The 15,114-nt window shown below is 53.6% G+C and carries 18 protein-coding genes; 8 read left to right on the top strand and 10 right to left on the bottom strand.

Annotated elements, in window-relative coordinates:
* Nucleotides 1–4: 4 nt before the first annotated feature.
* From F0319_RS10225 to F0319_RS10215, 3 genes are all read left to right on the top strand, one after another.
* The gene (locus tag F0319_RS10225) at nt 5–598 is read left to right on the top strand and encodes a TetR/AcrR family transcriptional regulator (protein ID WP_111964699.1); all 594 of its coding nucleotides are present in this window, start codon (nt 5–7) and stop codon (nt 596–598) included.
* Between the two features lie 74 nt (nt 599–672).
* Nucleotides 673–1,272, top strand: a complete 600-nt coding sequence (locus F0319_RS10220; protein ID WP_149366834.1) for an NAD(P)H-dependent oxidoreductase — start codon at nt 673–675, stop codon at nt 1,270–1,272.
* A 284-nt stretch (nt 1,273–1,556) separates the two neighbouring features.
* Nucleotides 1,557–2,099 (top strand): cysteine hydrolase family protein, encoded by a 543-nt coding sequence (locus F0319_RS10215; protein ID WP_149366833.1) that lies wholly within the window; start codon nt 1,557–1,559, stop codon nt 2,097–2,099.
* A 65-nt stretch (nt 2,100–2,164) separates the two neighbouring features.
* Here F0319_RS10215 and F0319_RS10210 read toward each other — a convergent pair whose 3' ends face one another.
* Both F0319_RS10210 and F0319_RS10205 read right to left on the bottom strand, forming a co-directional pair.
* Entirely contained in the window at nt 2,165–2,641 is a 477-nt protein-coding gene (locus F0319_RS10210; RefSeq protein WP_149366832.1) for a WbuC family cupin fold metalloprotein, read from the bottom strand.
* A 140-nt stretch (nt 2,642–2,781) separates the two neighbouring features.
* The gene (locus F0319_RS10205) at nt 2,782–3,459 is read right to left on the bottom strand and encodes a DUF1963 domain-containing protein (RefSeq protein ID WP_149366831.1); all 678 of its coding nucleotides are present in this window, start codon (nt 3,457–3,459) and stop codon (nt 2,782–2,784) included.
* A 250-nt stretch (nt 3,460–3,709) separates the two neighbouring features.
* Here F0319_RS10205 and F0319_RS10200 point away from each other — a divergent pair, with 250 nt between their 5' ends.
* Nucleotides 3,710–4,180 (top strand): hypothetical protein, encoded by a 471-nt coding sequence (locus tag F0319_RS10200; protein WP_149366830.1) that lies wholly within the window; start codon nt 3,710–3,712, stop codon nt 4,178–4,180.
* 47 nt (nt 4,181–4,227) lie between these two features.
* On the opposite strand, the gene F0319_RS10195 is transcribed toward F0319_RS10200, so the two are convergent.
* Nucleotides 4,228–5,151 carry a LysR substrate-binding domain-containing protein gene (locus F0319_RS10195; RefSeq protein ID WP_149366829.1) on the bottom strand — a complete coding sequence of 308 codons (924 nt, stop codon included), beginning with the start codon at nt 5,149–5,151 and terminating at the stop codon, nt 4,228–4,230.
* A gap of 24 nt (nt 5,152–5,175) precedes the next feature.
* Nucleotides 5,176–5,712, bottom strand: coding sequence for a MarR family winged helix-turn-helix transcriptional regulator (locus F0319_RS10190; RefSeq protein ID WP_149366828.1), 537 nt, complete (start codon nt 5,710–5,712; stop codon nt 5,176–5,178).
* A 130-nt stretch (nt 5,713–5,842) separates the two neighbouring features.
* Here F0319_RS10190 and F0319_RS10185 point away from each other — a divergent pair, with 130 nt between their 5' ends.
* Both F0319_RS10185 and F0319_RS10180 read left to right on the top strand, forming a co-directional pair.
* Entirely contained in the window at nt 5,843–7,003 is a 1,161-nt protein-coding gene (locus F0319_RS10185) for an MFS transporter (RefSeq protein WP_149366827.1), read from the top strand.
* A gap of 82 nt (nt 7,004–7,085) precedes the next feature.
* Nucleotides 7,086–7,523, top strand: a complete 438-nt coding sequence (locus F0319_RS10180; RefSeq protein WP_149366826.1) for a VOC family protein — start codon at nt 7,086–7,088, stop codon at nt 7,521–7,523.
* 143 nt (nt 7,524–7,666) lie between these two features.
* On the opposite strand, the gene F0319_RS10175 is transcribed toward F0319_RS10180, so the two are convergent.
* Entirely contained in the window at nt 7,667–8,239 is a 573-nt protein-coding gene (locus F0319_RS10175) for a flavin reductase family protein (RefSeq protein WP_149366825.1), read from the bottom strand.
* 129 nt (nt 8,240–8,368) lie between these two features.
* On the opposite strand from F0319_RS10175, the gene F0319_RS10170 reads away from it, so the two are divergent.
* Nucleotides 8,369–9,265 (top strand): LysR family transcriptional regulator, encoded by an 897-nt coding sequence (locus F0319_RS10170; protein ID WP_047174611.1) that lies wholly within the window; start codon nt 8,369–8,371, stop codon nt 9,263–9,265.
* 152 nt (nt 9,266–9,417) lie between these two features.
* Here F0319_RS10170 and F0319_RS10165 read toward each other — a convergent pair whose 3' ends face one another.
* The gene (locus F0319_RS10165; protein ID WP_149366824.1) at nt 9,418–9,900 is read right to left on the bottom strand and encodes a glutathione peroxidase; all 483 of its coding nucleotides are present in this window, start codon (nt 9,898–9,900) and stop codon (nt 9,418–9,420) included.
* A gap of 137 nt (nt 9,901–10,037) precedes the next feature.
* Between F0319_RS10165 and F0319_RS10160 the strand changes: the two genes are divergently transcribed.
* Nucleotides 10,038–11,279, top strand: a complete 1,242-nt coding sequence (locus F0319_RS10160; RefSeq protein WP_240168088.1) for a serine hydrolase domain-containing protein — start codon at nt 10,038–10,040, stop codon at nt 11,277–11,279.
* Between the two features lie 16 nt (nt 11,280–11,295).
* On the opposite strand, the gene F0319_RS10155 is transcribed toward F0319_RS10160, so the two are convergent.
* The 4 genes from F0319_RS10155 to paaK form a co-directional block, all read right to left on the bottom strand.
* Nucleotides 11,296–12,039 carry an SDR family oxidoreductase gene (locus F0319_RS10155; RefSeq protein WP_149366823.1) on the bottom strand — a complete coding sequence of 248 codons (744 nt, stop codon included), beginning with the start codon at nt 12,037–12,039 and terminating at the stop codon, nt 11,296–11,298.
* Between the two features lie 102 nt (nt 12,040–12,141).
* Nucleotides 12,142–12,738 carry a phenylacetic acid degradation protein PaaY gene (paaY, locus tag F0319_RS10150; RefSeq protein WP_111964714.1) on the bottom strand — a complete coding sequence of 199 codons (597 nt, stop codon included), beginning with the start codon at nt 12,736–12,738 and terminating at the stop codon, nt 12,142–12,144.
* Between the two features lie 9 nt (nt 12,739–12,747).
* Nucleotides 12,748–13,683, bottom strand: a complete 936-nt coding sequence (gene paaX, locus F0319_RS10145) for a phenylacetic acid degradation operon negative regulatory protein PaaX (RefSeq protein WP_028016008.1) — start codon at nt 13,681–13,683, stop codon at nt 12,748–12,750.
* A 102-nt stretch (nt 13,684–13,785) separates the two neighbouring features.
* The gene (paaK, locus tag F0319_RS10140; protein ID WP_136194799.1) at nt 13,786–15,102 is read right to left on the bottom strand and encodes a phenylacetate--CoA ligase PaaK; all 1,317 of its coding nucleotides are present in this window, start codon (nt 15,100–15,102) and stop codon (nt 13,786–13,788) included.
* Nucleotides 15,103–15,114: the final 12 nt, after the last annotated feature.

Genomic DNA, 15,114 nt, shown 5'->3' with positions numbered 1-15,114 from the left:
AAGTATGGTTGTTAAGCGCTTAAGAAAAGAGGATCGCCGCGTGCAGCTGCTGGAGGTTGCGCGAGGGATCGTGCGTCAGCAAGGCACGGAGGCGCTGACGCTTGGCTACCTGGCCGAGCGGGCCAACGTGACCAAACCTATCCCCTACGACCACTTTGGCGATCGTGAAGGGTTGCTGATGGCGCTGTACAAGGATTATAGCGATCGGCAGCTGGCGAAATTCCGCGAGACGCTGGCGGTCGACAGCAAAACGCTGGAGAAGACGATCCGCTTTTTCAGCGCGGCCTATATCGACTGTGCAATTGCCGCCGGGCCTGAAACCGGGCCAATCGCCGCGGCGCTGTCCGGTTCTCGCGCGCTGCAGACGTTTCGGGAAGCATGCGTGGCCGAATGTGCCGACTGCCTGCGCACCGCGCTTTCCCCTTTTATCGTCTTAAAAGGCGTTCAGGGGGAAGCGGTACTGACGGCTATTATTGGCGCGGCGGAGGCGCTCAGCACCGCGGCGGGCAACGGCGTGCTCGCCCGGAACGTGGCGGAAGATACGCTCAGCGGCGCTATGACCGGGGTGCTGGAGACCTACGCGAATAGCACAAAATGATCGCCGGGGGCGGATTGACAACTAAGTTACCAATAGTAATATAGGCGTTACTTCTCCCCCATCTGGAGGTCGCTATGTCTGCAACACATGCCATTAAAAACGCGCTGATCGTGACGGCACACCCGATCGACAATTCGTTATCCCATACGCTGGCAGCCCGTATTGCCGGAAAATTACGCGAGGAAGGTACGCAGGTTGAGATCGCCGATCTGCATGCTGAAGGGTTTAATCCGGCGATGACCCGCGCCGATCTCGATTTGTATCACGGCAATCCGAGCGCCCTCCCCGACGATATTCTGCGCGAGCAGCAGCGCGTCGAGCGCGCGGATATGCTGGTATTCGTCTTCCCGGTGTACTGGTGGTCGGTTCCCGCGCTGTTGAAAGGCTGGTTCGATCGCGTGTTAACCCTGAACTGGGCGTATAAGGTGGCCGAAGACGGCCGGATTGTGGGCAACTTAAGGGATGTTCCCGTCCGCCTGATTGCCACTGGCGGTAGCGATCTCACCGGATTTGATAAACACGGCTATTCGACGGCGATTCAGACGCAGATTATCGAAGGCGTGTTTGGCTTCTGCGGGTTGAAGAACGTCAAGCTCGATATCCTTTACCAGGCAGACACGGCGACGCCCGAGCAGGTTGAGGATTTCCTGAAAGGGCTCGACAGTATTAAATAATATCAGCCAGGCGCAACGCTAACGTTGCACCTACTGATGTTGGTGTATTGAAGAGAATCTCTCACCAGCGCTATAACTGTACGCGATAGTTACGCTAACAGCGAAATAAACAAAGGTCATTGCATGTATCAGTCAGTTCAGCCAACAACCACCCTCACCACCACCGGAACCTTCGGCGGTGCGAGCGTATCTGTAGCAAACGACTGACAAACAGAACCTCACTCCCCGCCGGCCAGGACGGGGAAATCTCTCTCCGTTCACCACCCTTTGAATGGAGAAAGAAAATGGTTTCATCTGACAATGCTCTCTTGATTATCGACATGCAGCAGGGCCTCTTTCGGGGCCCAGTTTCCCCCAGTTCCGCCGATGCCGTTCTGGCCAATATCCGTCTGTTAATCACCAACGCGCGACACGCTCAGGCGCCCGTCTTTTTTGCCCGCCATATTGGACCAGATGATTCCCCGCTCTCAGAGAATGGGCCGTTATCACAGCTGATACCTGAACTGGACGTGAAGGAGCAGGACGTTGTTTTCATCAAGCGCTATCCCAGCTGTTTTCGTGATACCGAATTGCTGCGTGAACTTAATCAGAGAGGCATCAAACAGCTGGTCATTGCCGGGATGAAAACAGAGTTTTGTGTCGATACGACCTGCCGGGCCGCACCGGAGCTGGGTTTCAGGACGGTATTGATTTCAGATGCGCATACCACAATGGATAATGACTATTTATCCGCCAGCGATATTATCGCCCATCACAACAGCACGCTGTCAGGCCCGTTTGTGACGCTGTCGACTGCTCGTGACTGGCTTTTTAGTACGGTGAGTTGACTCAGGTGATCGCTTATCTCTTTACCCGGCTCGCCTTTCCGCGCGCCGGGCACATAAGAGAATAATTACAGGGTAAACCCACCGTCACCCACCTGTGCCTGAGCGTACCATTTCATCAGCTTCCCGGTGCCGGGCTCGTTTTCTGCCGGTGACCATGGGGCGGTATCGTGCTCGGGCACGGGCTGATACCCCCCGTGCTTAACCTCAAAAATGACGCCGCCTTTATCCAGCGACAGCACGGCATGCCAGGTACCGGCATCCATCTCCAGCACCTTGCACTCTTCGCCTAATACGACGCGCCGGGTCACGCTACCGCTGTCATCAAAGTTCAGCACCAGAAAGCGACCGCTCAGCGCCGTCAGCAGTTCAAAGGTGTGCGGATGGCGATGGGGACGAACATAGGTGCCGGGCTCCATTGCAATGGCCAGGCGCTGCACCGGGTCGCTAAGCTCAGGATGTAAATTGCGATGCGCGCGTAAGCGAGGGGAATTAGCCGCCTGCTCGCTTTGCTGCAGCAGGTCACTGAAAGTAATCTGTTTCATATACGCCTTTAGTTATGTGGGCTGTCTGCGGCAACCCGGTTGCCGCAGGACGTTATACCATCCTGAACGGTCGAGGAGCGATGGGATTTGTGAAACAAATCACTGCCGGGCGAGTGGTCGATCCCGCGGCAGGAAGCTCATCAGTAGAACTGACATGAAAACCGCCATTCCCCTTCTGATGACCGGTGAAAGTAACCGATACCGTTATCCGCCCACATCCAGTTTACTTTTTCTTCTGACCCAACCTGAAAAACAAACTCTTCGATTCCCACACCGTGTTGTATCTCAGTCGGAAATCCCCCTACCTTAGTTCCCCTGTAGCGATTGAAATCTTCAAAAAAACTCTCACTGGCCTGCTCATCATCATTTACGCAAGAGAGATCAATAATATCCCAGGCATCTTCCCATCCAGGAGCATCGTCAATGACACTCAGCCATTGAACTGGAAACGGCCGATACGGCGTGTCCAATTCAGGCAATGGCTGAAGCCCTTCGAGGCTGGCATACTCGCGAATTAACCATCCTTCACCGTGCGGTTCGTCAAAGGGATGTTGTTCCACATTGTGAAACAACACCAGAAGGGCTATGCCCTTCAACTGGTCAGGAATAACAGGAAGCTCGTCGACCCTGATCTGAAGAAGTGGAAACATGGGTTTGCCCTTCCAGGTGGGTAATCCTTCATCTGCGCGAGAAACGCCCTTCAGAAACCATGACGTAATGGGGTCTTCAGGCGGCCGGAACCCACCGACCTGCGCGACCGATGCGGGTCTTAGCCTGGTCCGGAGTTCTTCTAAAACTGACGCACTCTCTAATCTCATGTCTGCTCGCCTCTGTAGACGGTTGTCGGACAGATATTCTGCTGATCATTGTAAGTTAATCATCACATCTGGAGAATCTCATTGAATAATAAAACCTATGTTGAGTAAAACTCACATTAATTCCCACTATTTCTCGTTTTTCAAACGTAATCTCATTGAAATACCATCCCTTCATTCCCGGTCTCTTCCTGACCTGGAACAGAGAGCGAAACTCAAATAATAAATACACCTGCATGCATATGGAGTACGTATGACACTCGATGTTTTATTTCATCTAATGAAAATGATCTCACCTGAAAAAAACATCGCGGGTGAAAATATTCATGCGTTAATAACGTTACTTTCGTCAGAAAACGATAGCGCTGAGATGCTTTCGCCCTTTATTCATCGACTGCATCTTCTGTCTTTCGCCCAAAGCAATCCGGGTAACGCTGAAGAGTTGCTCTCTGCGCATTTACCCAAAGACGACGGGATCCTTCCGCTGCTTGACTTTGCGGACTGGCCAAGGGTGCATTACGCCGCGTCAGGCGAAGTTCAGACGGCTGAATCTGAGGAGTACTTCCGTGAAATGACATCGGCTGCCAATCTGTTACGCTCTGCGCTGATCGACGCTGAACGCGCAAAGGGAACGCCTGCGCTTTATATACTGGATAAATTACTCAACCTGAACAGCGCCCTGCCGGATAGATATAAAAAGATGGCAAATATCCCCTACGCATAAACACGTTCAATATGCGGAATATCTCGCAATTAATATTCCGCTATTTATTAAACCCGCTTTTCATTGAAATCAAGACAGACGATATCCAAAGAAGGCACCACAGGCGCATTAAGGTTAAGCCAGGCCAGCAACCGTTCAATGCTCTCTCCTCTGAGCGAATTTTTGGGCCAGACAAGATAGTAGCCGTCACCGGTTGCGAAGGCTTCCCTGAAGGGCAATGCGAGCAGCCCGCTTTTCAGGGCTTCAAGCGTGAGTCGAAGATCGGCTATAGCAACACCATGTCCGTGCATGGCCGCAAGGCTTCCCTGCTCCAGGGTGTCGAACACGATCCCGCCACTCATGTCGAGTCCGGGGAATAAGCCCGTCCTTTTAAGCCAGCGTCGCCAGTCTCGTCGGTCCGGTGAGGGGTGGATAAGCTCGCACTGGGCAAGCTGATGCCGCGCAGACTCCAGCAAAGACGGGGTACAAACCGGAATAAGCCATTCACTGAAGAGCAGCCTGCTTTCTGTTGACTCGCCGAAATAGCCATTACCGAGGAGGATCGCACAATCGTAAGGTTCCCGGCTGAAGTCAACCGTGTCGAAGTCCATCCAGACGCTGGCAATTTCGATTTTCGGCTTCGCATGGTTCTCGCGAAAAGATTTAAGCACATTCAGAAGCCATCGCATCGTCAGGGAGCTTGGTGCTTTGAGTCGCAGAAGGTGGTTTTCACTTTTAAATGCGCGACAGGCCCACTCAATATTCGAGAAACTCTCGCTAAGCTGACCGGCCAGAATACGCCCGGCGTCGCTGACCTCCACTCTCGGCCCCTGTCGTTTAAACAGCTCGCAGTCGAACCACATTTCAAGCGTCTGGACATGCCTGCTGACCGCTCCCGGCGTGATATTCAGGACTTCAGCCGCTTTACTGAAGGAGTTCAGCCGTGCGGCAACTTCAAACGCGCGCAGCGCATACAGTGGCGGTAAAGACATACGTTCCCTTTCTGTAAGGTGTAATCATGCAGTTTTTGTATTATCGGCACACGGTGACGTTTCATCCCATTCCTCAGCCGGAAACGCCAGCAGCAATTCCCTCAGCAGGGACTCAAGCTGCGCGCGTTGCGCCTCAGAGAGGTTTCTTAGCAGAGCATTTTGCGTCTGTGTATGCACGAGCAGCGCCTGTTCGATACGAGCCTGCCCGCGCGGCGTCAGGCTGACGAGCGAGCTGCGCTTGTCATCGGGATCGGCAACCCGCGTGATAAGCCCTTGTTGTTCAAGACGGTTGAGCCGGTTCGTTATCGCCCCTGAGGTGATCAACAGCGATGTATACAGCTGCGTGGGCGAAAGGCAGTACGGCTCCCCGGCGCGACGCAGCGTGGCGAGCACGTCAAACTCGCCCTCGCGAAAGCCAAACTGCGCCATCGCCTCCGCCCATTCTTTTCCAAGATGCTTCATCAGCCGGAGCATTCGGCCAAAAATTTTCATCGACGAGGCGTCCAGCTCCGGCATGGCGCGGCCCCACTGGCCGACGACGAAATCTACATGGTCTTTCATTTTCACCTCTAATGGGGTGGGTATTTATCCTGTTGTGCGGTACATCTTACGCAAAAACACATTTTATCTTAACGTTAAGATAAATGCTCGCGGCGATTTGCCCGGGCAATTCACACCCGAAAAGGATTCCATGTTGAAACGCACATCGCCATTACTCTTCGCCATTATCGTTTTTATCGTCGGGCTGAACCTTCGCCCCATTCTGGCCTCGGTTGGACCACTGTTCTCCGTGCTGCAGCGCGAAGCGGGGCTGACCGCGACGCAATTTAGCCTGCTGACCACCCTGCCGGTGGCGATGATGGGACTCGCCGCCCTGTGTGGTCCCTGGCTTTTGGCCACACTCGGAGCAATCAGGGGAATTATGCTCGGGCTCTTCATCCTTCTTGCGGCCTGTTTGTTACGCGGGTTTAGCGCTTCACCGGCGAATCTTATGGGCACCGCGTTACTCGGCGGGGCCAGCATCGGCACTATCCAGGCGTTAATGCCTGCCCTGGTAAAAAAGGAGTATACGCAAACGGCCAGCACGATAATGTCGCTATTCAGCACGGGCATTATGGCCGGTGCGGCTGTCGCCGCCGCCAGCGCTGAGCCGTTGTTTTCATGGCTAACGCTGAAGCCCGCGCTGGCAATGGCAGGGCTGTTAGCGCTGCTGGCGCTGATGCTCTGGATAACGCTGGTGAAGCATCCTCAGGGGGAAAAACCAGCACGCGAAACCGTTACGCTCTCGTCCTCCCGTACGGCACTACTGTTGCTCTTTTTCGGCGTGGGAACGGGAGCCTATACGCTGGTACTGGCCTGGCTGCCCCCGCTCTATATTCAGGCGGGATGGACCGCACGCAGCAGCGGCTACATGCTGGCCTGGCTGACGTTAACCGAGGTTGTTGCAGGGTTTGTCGTCTCGGCGCTGATTGGTAAATTCCCCGATCGCCGCGTGCCGCTGATCGCCGTATTGTTGCTGCTGCTGGCGGGATTACTGTGCCTGGTCTTTTCGCCGGGTACAACGCCCGTCTTATCCACGCTGCTGCTTGGCACCGGGATCGGCGCCCTCTTCCCGCTGTCGCTTATCGTCACGTTCGATCATGCGCGAACGCCCGCGCAGGCCGGGAAGTTACTGTCTAAAGTTCAGGGAGGTGGATATATGATTGCCGCGCTTATGCCGTTAATTGCGGGGATCGTTCGCGACAGTTCGGTCTCGCTGACCAGCGCATGGTTGATCATGAGTGCGGGAGTCGTGCTGCTGATCGTCATCGCGTTGAATTTTAAACCCGTCATGGACGTTCAGGCACGGTGAATGCGATACCAGAATTGAGAGTCGTATTTCAGCCGATCGTGAGATAATTTCAGGGTGAATTTCACCTCATTCAGGAGTGGATATGTTGCAGACGTTACCGGGTATTAATGTCTTGTTCGTCGCCGGGTTCGGGCCCATATCGCGGGATACGGAGTCCAGCGCCGCGTTTTATGTCCAGACACTCGGCCTTCCGCTGAAGCCGATGGAGGGGAATAGCGAATATCTGCTCACTGAAGCGGGCCAGCTGGAAGGCGTGAAGCATTTTGCCGTCTGGCCGCTCGCACAGGCGGCTGCGTCCTGTTTTGGAGAAGAACAGTGGCTCACGGAGCACCCGATACCACAGGGATGGATTGAGTACGAAGTACAGGATCTGGACTCGGCTACCCGCGTTCTGAGCGAAAAAGGCTATCGGTTGCTGGTGGCTAACCGTATAGAGCCGTGGGGGCAAACCGTCACTCGCCTGCTCAGCCCGGAAGGTTTGCTTACCGGGCTGACGATTACGCCGTGGCTGCGGGGGTAATGGGTTTTATCCTGGCGCGAAGCAGGCTTGGATGAGGATAATGTCTGCTCTGAGCGAAGAGCGGACATCTTTAATGGGTTGATTTTGGTGTTCTTACCTCTATGTAGCCATTTTCTATGGCTACATTTATACAGAAGTAAGGATTAGTCTTTTCCCGGACCATAATTAAATTTTGTACCTTTGCCAATGGCGTAAAACTGTCCGCCAGCTACGTAATGGACAGTACGTAGTTCATCAAGCGCATCATCAAAAATCCAGTGCCCATTCCTGAAAACGCGGTCATCACTCCATGCTCCGACAATTTCCCCCATGAACAAGTTGTGCTGCTTTTCATTTTCTTCATTGGGTATAACCTTACAGACTAGCCAGCCAGCGCAACCTACAACTAAAGGCAGATCAAACTCTTTCTGATAAAAAAGTGGGATTTTATTGTTTTTTTCTGGTGTGTCAGAATAACTGTGACCGCCTGCATATAAAACCATTTCCATCTGATTTACTACTGGGACCTGGACAACGTAATATCCACTTTTTTCGACAAGGCCGCGTGTAAATGCCTGTGGACCTATAAAAGCCATCACTTTGTTATTGCCTACTAATCCCACCCAGGCAGCTGCCATGACATTTTCAATACCATTATTTTTAGCCGATATCATCGTCGTTGGCCCGACCTGCAATAAACGATAGGCTTTGTTTAATTCTACTGGTTGTATTGCCATAAATTACTCTTCAAAGTTCTGATAAAAGGATACGATAGATTACTTGTTTGATGGTTTGATTATACGACTGGAATAATTGCAAATTAATTGCTAATATCAAAAAACATTATTGCAACTTTCACAACAATCATGAACAAACTTGATGCTCTGAAGTTTTTTATCATCGCCGCTGAGACCCTCAACTTCCGCGAAGCCTCTATAAAGCTTTCGGTTTCACCATCGGTTGTAACACGAACAATCGCTGAGCTGGAGAAACAGCTTGATGAACCCCTTTTCAGACGCAATACTCGCTCGATCTTTCTCACAAGCTTCGGTGAGCTTTTTTTACCTCAAGCCAGGCGACTACTTGAGGATTCGGAAAAACTATTTCAGACGGCGAAAGATGATAATGAAATGAAGGGCATTGTCCGTATCACGTCGCTTCGATTTCCAAAGCATGAACAAGTATTATATGAACTATTGACTGCGCTACGCCCATATCCTGAATTATTTATCGACTGGCGTTTAGACATGATGAAACTTGATACTGTCGAGCATCGTATCGATATAGGTATACGCGTCGGGCGAGAACCTAATCCAAACTTTATCATTAAAAATATCACGCAGGTGGAACATATTTTGGTAGCATCCCCAGAACTCGTTGCGCGCCTGGGAGCTCCAACGGATTTAGAAGATCTTCGGCAACGTTATCCATTCAGTGGTTTACTTAATCCTGAAACGGGAAAAATCTTTGAATTTATGAGTGACGCAGTGAATACCTTTGTCCCTCGTCATATTGAATTTTATACTACGGACCCATACGCAGAAATTCAGGCCGCTTTGGCTGGCAAAACGGTTGTACAGTCCAGCGATTTTATCTGTAGAGAGTACTTAGCAAATGGTCAACTCATAAAACCCCTGCCAGAACTGCGACAGGAGAAATGGCAATTTTATTTATATCGGCCTTATCAGACGATTACTCCAAAAAGGGTCACAGTAATTTTTTCACTATTAGAAAAAATCTTACGCAAACATTTCGTATCATAACTAACATACCGCGCAACGTCCGCTGCTGGCACAAAGCAGTCATAAGGAAAGGCAGTAAGATCTTCCACAATCGAGGGGCGTCAGTTGCCAGCTTCCATATAATTCATTTTCGTTAGCACTTGATTTGTGGAATGCCCCAGTCACCACAACACCTACCACTGCAAAGCCTCAACAATCTCCCCCTCCATTTTCTCTGGGGTAGTCATCGGAGCAAAGCGCTTCAGTGGTTTACCGTCGCGTCCGATAAGAAACTTAGTAAAGTTCCACTTAATTCGCTCACCCAGCACGCCGGGTAATTCGTTTTTCAGATAACGAAACAGCGGATGCGCTGCGCTACCGTTAACCTCAACCTTCTCGAACATCGGGAAACTCACGCCGTAGTTGATGTAACAGGTTTTCGAGATTTCGTCGGCGCCGCCGGGTTCCTGTTTACCAAACTGGTTGCAGGGGAAGCCCAGCACCACTAACCCCCGATCGGCGTACTTCTTGTACAGCGCTTCAAGACCAGCATATTGCGGCGTGAAGCCACACTGGCTGGCGGTATTCACGACCAAAACCACCTTTCCGGCATAGTCGGCCATAGAGGTAAGCTGTCCATCCAGACGGGTGGCGGTAAGTTGATAAAAGCGAGTCATACTAAAATCCCTCAAAGCTGGCCGAAAAGTCACGTTGACCACCCACAGGGCCGTCACCGTGTAGAAAGTTTACATTCAAGCAGGCTATTTGTGATACATTCCTGGCGCGCCAATGACCACCACACTCGCTATCAGGTATGCAGAACATAACAAAAAAAATTCGCTGGCTTCTGCTTACTCTCCCACTCCTCAGCGGTTGTGGCACACTTTCACAAATGTCCTCCCCGGAAGGTACTCAGGAACTTCTCACTCATGATTCGCTGGATGGCGACGTTGACAGCGTGGTGCGTCACTACATGGCGCAAAAATCCGTTCCAGGAATGACGGTCGCGGTCATTCATAATCACGGCTCACCGCAGTTTTACACCTGGGGCGTAACCGATGCGGTCAATCGTTATCCGGTCAGGCCCGACACCCTGTTTGCACTCGGCTCGCTCAGCAAAGGGATCACGGCGGAAGTGGTGGCTTGTCTGGTCAATGAAGGGCAACTGAACTGGAACGATAGCCTGGCAACATTGTTACCGCCGGGTACGCCGCTTAGCGTGGATGCACAAAAAATCACCCTGCTTGAACTGGTAACCCACACCTCCGGCCTGCCGCGTCAGAATATGGATGTTCCGATGCTTGGAAAATTCATCAGCTATTTAAGCACGGGCGATAATTTCTACGGCGAGCTGGATAGCGATAACGTGTTGCGTTACCTCGCCGACTGGCAAGCGCCAAAGAGTAAAGTGCCGCAATACTCCAATACCGGCTACGCGCTGATCGGCTATATCCTGAAACACAAAACAGGCGAAGATATCCAGAGTTTAGCCTCGCGCTATATTTTCCATCCGCTGCAAATGGCTAACAGCAGCTTTACGCCACAGCAGCTAAAAGGATACCCGCAGCGCGCCCTCGGCCACGCGGGCGATCAGCCGAAATTCATCCCGCGCGGACAGCTCACGCCGGACTGGCATTTTTCCAACAACATGGTGGCGGCAGCGAGCTTATACAGCAACGCCGAAGATCTGGCGGCCTATGCGCGCTATCACGTATCGACGACCCACAATCCCTTGCTGGACAGCGTCTTCGCCGAAGTCAGAAATACCGATATTCAACGTCCCGACGGGGTACAGGGTATTGCCTGGACCACCGACTTTATCGGTCTGGAAAAAATCACCTATCAGGTCGGCTATATCGGCGGCTACTCCAGCTTTATCGGTTATGACAAAGAAAAAGGCAATGCGGTGGTGGTGCTGCAAAATACCTTTAACTGGAGTAATTACATTGGCATCGCGCTGTTGATGGATATGGCGAAAAAAGACAGCCTTATTATCTCTGGCAACCGTTTTGCGAATAATGGGATGCCTGAACGCGTTTATCAGCAATTACGGTGAGCGCCCGCCGTCAGATTCAGGCCTGATGCGCCAGATCTTCACGAGTCGGCCCCTGAAAGTAGATGGTACTAATATGGCAACTTCGAGGCTGAGTCAGCACAAAACGCATCGTTTCCCAGATGGACCGTCCATTCACCAGACGCTCCCCCATTCTTGTTTGACGATCGACATGTGCATCTAAACCGGTCAGTTCAAAATCAGGCGGATATAACCCGGTTACCCGAATATTTTCTTTGGATAAGTATGCTGACAGTTTCGTTAGAAAGCCGCTTAGCCCGTGTTTACTGGCAAAAAAAGCGGGATGGGCAATGGAATCTGTAAAGTTCGGAATACCGCATGCGGATATAATCGCAATGATGTCTGCGCCGTCTGAGCGTCGCAATCCTGAAAGCAGCGTCTGGGTGAGCAGGATTGAACCTGTCAGGCCTGAATTGACGGTATTGACGATTTCAGAGCTCGATTGTTCGTCTATTGTTCCTGACAGCCACTGAGCAGCATTCAGTATTAAAATATCGATTGGCCTGTCTGAATGTAAGACTTGCGAAGAGAACTGAGAAACGGATTCCGGCTGGGCTAAATCACAGAGATACCCTCTTGCCACACCCCCTTCAGCCGCTATGAGGGCGCAAGTTTTTTCTATATCCTCCTCGCGACGGGCGCTAAAATCAACGTCAACGCCCTCTCGCGCCAGCCAGACGCAAAGCGCCTGACCAAATCCCCCGCCGCCGCCCGTGATAACAGCGCGTTTTCCTCTCAGCATAACTCTGCGTCCTTTATCGTGATGAGTCTATGTCGGAGGATTTATAGCATGATGAGGCGGGGTCACATCTTCCCGTTAGTGCCCTGGCGCAGACTTCCCGTCCTACACCGCAGACTTCGGCCTTAAATTCTCATCAAACGTCAGCCGCTTCCGTTCAGGCTCAACCTCGCGCAGCGGTTCAACCTGATGCATCGTCAGCTTGCAGCGCTCCACCAGCACCTGGTATTCCCGCGTGCCCTGCTGCTTCCAGGCGAGCTCCTGCTCGCTCAGCTCGCGAATCGCTTTGGCCGGGCTGCCGATAATCAAATGGTTGGCGGGCATCTCCGCTTTCGCCTTCACGAACGCAGCCGCGCCGACGATGCTGTTTTCACCAATGACCGCCCCGTCCATCACCACCGCGTTCATGCCCACCAGCGCATTACGGCGGATCACGCAGCCGTGAAGAATGGCGCTGTGGCCGATATGCCCGTCCTCTTCCACCACCGTGTCCTCTTCCGGGAAGCCGTGCATCACGCAATTATCCTGAATATTCGCCCCGTCTTTCACCACGATACGGCCAAAATCACCGCGCAGGCTGGCATTAGGACCGACATAAACGCCTTTGCCCAGAATCACGTCGCCAATCAGCACCGCCGTTGGGTGAACGTAGCTCTCGTCAGGCACGACCGGCGTCAGGCCGTCAATTTGATAAACAGGCATCTTCCCTCCTTATGCGCTTGTGAGACCACCAAAGCGCTGATAGTAGAGCGTGCCGGGCACGGGCAGTTCGCCGACGGAGGTTTCGCCCTTCTCGCTGACAAACGCCAGCGCTCCCGGCGCGACACGCTGATAGATATTTATGCAGAGCTGTCGGGCGCTTTGCCCCGCCCAGTGCGCGGGCAGTAACTCTTCCGGCAGTAGCGGATCCTTCAGCACCACGCGACGATAAAAGTGAATCAGCAGCAGCTGGATCTGGAAGCAGCGTTCCGGCGTCAGCTCCTCGGGCGCGGCCTCTTTCAGCAGCGGCAGCAGCGGCCGGAACGAGCTGATAAACGACTCGTACATCGCGTTTTGCTCGGTTAACTGCCAGCACTCTTCCACGCGTGAACGCAGCGCGGCGCGGGAGAGCGCCAGCGGCGAGTGGGCTTCAAAGAAAATCACGTTTTCCGCCACCCCAGCATCGTGAAGCAGGGACTGCACGTCCGCAAGATGCTGCGACGGCGAGGCCATCAGGCTTGGCGCCAGCGTGCCAAACCCCTGCCAGATCAGCTGTTTTTTGACGTCGGCAAGGGTGGTTTTGTCCAGCCCTTCTGAGAGCAGCAATAGCCATTTTCCGTCCCAGGCGGGCAGTTCCGCGCGGTAGATCTTATTCTCCGCGCGACGCGTCAGGCGAAGCCCTTTATCGCTCAGGCGGTAAAAGCTACGTCGTCCGATGCGCGAGACGTCCAGCCAGCCCTCTTTGTTGAGGCGAAACAGCGCGGTACGCACGAACCGTTCGCCAAACCCCATGCCTTCCAGTAAGGCAGCCAGGCTGCCGAGCCAAATCTCACCGCCGCGATGGGAAAGCGCGTCACCGTATAGCGAGGAGATAAGCGAGGTCCCGCTGACGGGAACGGAGCTGACCGCGTGCTGGATAAAGGCGTCGAGTTTATTCATGTGATTCATTCTGTTGTTATTTTTGTCCTGGATGAATCATAGCATAGGATCCTGGGATAGCCCCTCACCCTAACCCCCTCCCTTTGGAAGAGGGCCGGGGTGAGAGGAAACTTAGCCGTTAGCCGCCGCTTTACGCAGGTCAAACACCCGGCAGGCTTTTCCCTCCGAGCGCGGGATGCTGCCGCAGTTCACGATCGTCACGTCGGTGGAAATCCCCACCATCGACTTAATGCGGTGGCGCAGCTGGTGGCACACCTGGCAACGCTGCTCGTGGGTCAGCGTGAGGCTGCTCTCTTTTAGCTCCACCTTCACGGAAAGTGAATCAAGATGCCCGCGACGGTTCACCTCCAGCTGGTAGTGCGGCGAAAGATGTTCGAACTTTACGATCTCCTCTTCCAGCTGCGACGGGAAGACGTTGACGCCGCGGATGATCAGCATATCGTCGCTGCGGCCGCTGATCCGGTCCATACGGCGCATGCTGCGCGCGGTGGCCGGGAGCAGGCGCGTCAGGTCGCGGGTGCGGTAGCGGATCACCGGCAGCGCCTCTTTGGTCAGCGTGGTGAACAGCAGCTCGCCCTGCTGACCGTCATCCAGCGGCGTGCCGTCGTTCGGGTTGACGATCTCCGGGTAGAAATGATCTTCCCAGATGGTCGGGCCGTCGACGGTTTCAATACACTCCATCGCCACGCCCGGCCCCATCACTTCGGAGAGCCCATAGATGTCCAGCGCCGTAATCCCTAAGCGTTTTTCAATTTCCCGGCGCATGGCCTGCGTCCACGGCTCGGCGCCGAAGACGCCCACGCGCAGGGAACATCCGCTGGCATCGCCGCCCATCTGGCGCTCCAGCTCTTCAATCAGGTTGAGGCAGTAGGATGGCGTGACCATGATCATGTCCGGCTGGAAATCACGGATCAGCTGCGCCTGTTTCTCCGTCTGGCCGCCGGACATCGGGATCACCGTCGCGCCTAAACGCTCGGCCCCGTAGTGCGCCCCCAGCCCGCCGGTAAACAGGCCGTAGCCATACGCCACGTGAATTTTGTCCTTCGCGCTGCCGCCCGCCGCGCGCAGGGAGCGGGCCACCAGATTGGCCCAGTTGTCGATGTCGCCCTGCGTATAGCCGACAACGGTCGGTTTGCCGGTGGTGCCGGAAGACGCGTGAATGCGCACCACCTGCTCCATCGGCACGGCAAAGGTATCGAACGGATAGTTATCCCGCAGGTCCTGCTTGGTGGTGCACGGGAATTTGCGGATATCCGCCAGCTCTTTGAAATCGTCAGGGTGAACGCCCGCGGCGTCAAACTTGCGTTTGTACATCGGCACGTTGTTGTAGGCGTGATGCAGCGTCCATTTCAGACGCTCTGTCTGCAGCGCCTGTAACTCGTCAAGGGAGGCCGTTTCAATCGGATCAAGCTTTGTTGTATTTGTCATTGTAGGGTACTC

This window comes from Enterobacter vonholyi (assembly GCF_008364555.1).
GTDB classification, from domain to species: Bacteria; Pseudomonadota; Gammaproteobacteria; order Enterobacterales; family Enterobacteriaceae; genus Enterobacter; species Enterobacter vonholyi.
The sequence above is the reverse complement of the archived record's forward strand: the minus strand, read 5'-3'. Positions and strand labels throughout refer to the sequence as shown.

Excerpts from the sequence above, each read along its gene's own strand:
- F0319_RS10225 (WP_111964699.1), top strand. The coding sequence starts at position 5 with ATGGTTGTTAAGCGCTTAAGAAAAGAGGATCGCCGCGTGCAGCTGCTG.
- F0319_RS10220 (WP_149366834.1), top strand. The coding sequence starts at position 673 with ATGTCTGCAACACATGCCATTAAAAACGCGCTGATCGTGACGGCACAC.
- F0319_RS10215 (WP_149366833.1), top strand. The coding sequence starts at position 1,557 with ATGGTTTCATCTGACAATGCTCTCTTGATTATCGACATGCAGCAGGGC.
- F0319_RS10210 (WP_149366832.1), bottom strand. The coding sequence starts at position 2,641 with ATGAAACAGATTACTTTCAGTGACCTGCTGCAGCAAAGCGAGCAGGCG.
- F0319_RS10205 (WP_149366831.1), bottom strand. The coding sequence starts at position 3,459 with ATGAGATTAGAGAGTGCGTCAGTTTTAGAAGAACTCCGGACCAGGCTA.
- F0319_RS10200 (WP_149366830.1), top strand. The coding sequence starts at position 3,710 with ATGACACTCGATGTTTTATTTCATCTAATGAAAATGATCTCACCTGAA.
- F0319_RS10195 (WP_149366829.1), bottom strand. The coding sequence starts at position 5,151 with ATGTCTTTACCGCCACTGTATGCGCTGCGCGCGTTTGAAGTTGCCGCA.
- F0319_RS10190 (WP_149366828.1), bottom strand. The coding sequence starts at position 5,712 with ATGAAAGACCATGTAGATTTCGTCGTCGGCCAGTGGGGCCGCGCCATG.
- F0319_RS10185 (WP_149366827.1), top strand. The coding sequence starts at position 5,843 with ATGTTGAAACGCACATCGCCATTACTCTTCGCCATTATCGTTTTTATC.
- F0319_RS10180 (WP_149366826.1), top strand. The coding sequence starts at position 7,086 with ATGTTGCAGACGTTACCGGGTATTAATGTCTTGTTCGTCGCCGGGTTC.
- F0319_RS10175 (WP_149366825.1), bottom strand. The coding sequence starts at position 8,239 with ATGGCAATACAACCAGTAGAATTAAACAAAGCCTATCGTTTATTGCAG.
- F0319_RS10170 (WP_047174611.1), top strand. The coding sequence starts at position 8,369 with ATGAACAAACTTGATGCTCTGAAGTTTTTTATCATCGCCGCTGAGACC.
- F0319_RS10165 (WP_149366824.1), bottom strand. The coding sequence starts at position 9,900 with ATGACTCGCTTTTATCAACTTACCGCCACCCGTCTGGATGGACAGCTT.
- F0319_RS10160 (WP_240168088.1), top strand. The coding sequence starts at position 10,038 with ATGCAGAACATAACAAAAAAAATTCGCTGGCTTCTGCTTACTCTCCCA.
- F0319_RS10155 (WP_149366823.1), bottom strand. The coding sequence starts at position 12,039 with ATGCTGAGAGGAAAACGCGCTGTTATCACGGGCGGCGGCGGGGGATTT.
- paaY (WP_111964714.1), bottom strand. The coding sequence starts at position 12,738 with ATGCCTGTTTATCAAATTGACGGCCTGACGCCGGTCGTGCCTGACGAG.
- paaX (WP_028016008.1), bottom strand. The coding sequence starts at position 13,683 with ATGAATCACATGAATAAACTCGACGCCTTTATCCAGCACGCGGTCAGC.
- paaK (WP_136194799.1), bottom strand. The coding sequence starts at position 15,102 with ATGACAAATACAACAAAGCTTGATCCGATTGAAACGGCCTCCCTTGAC.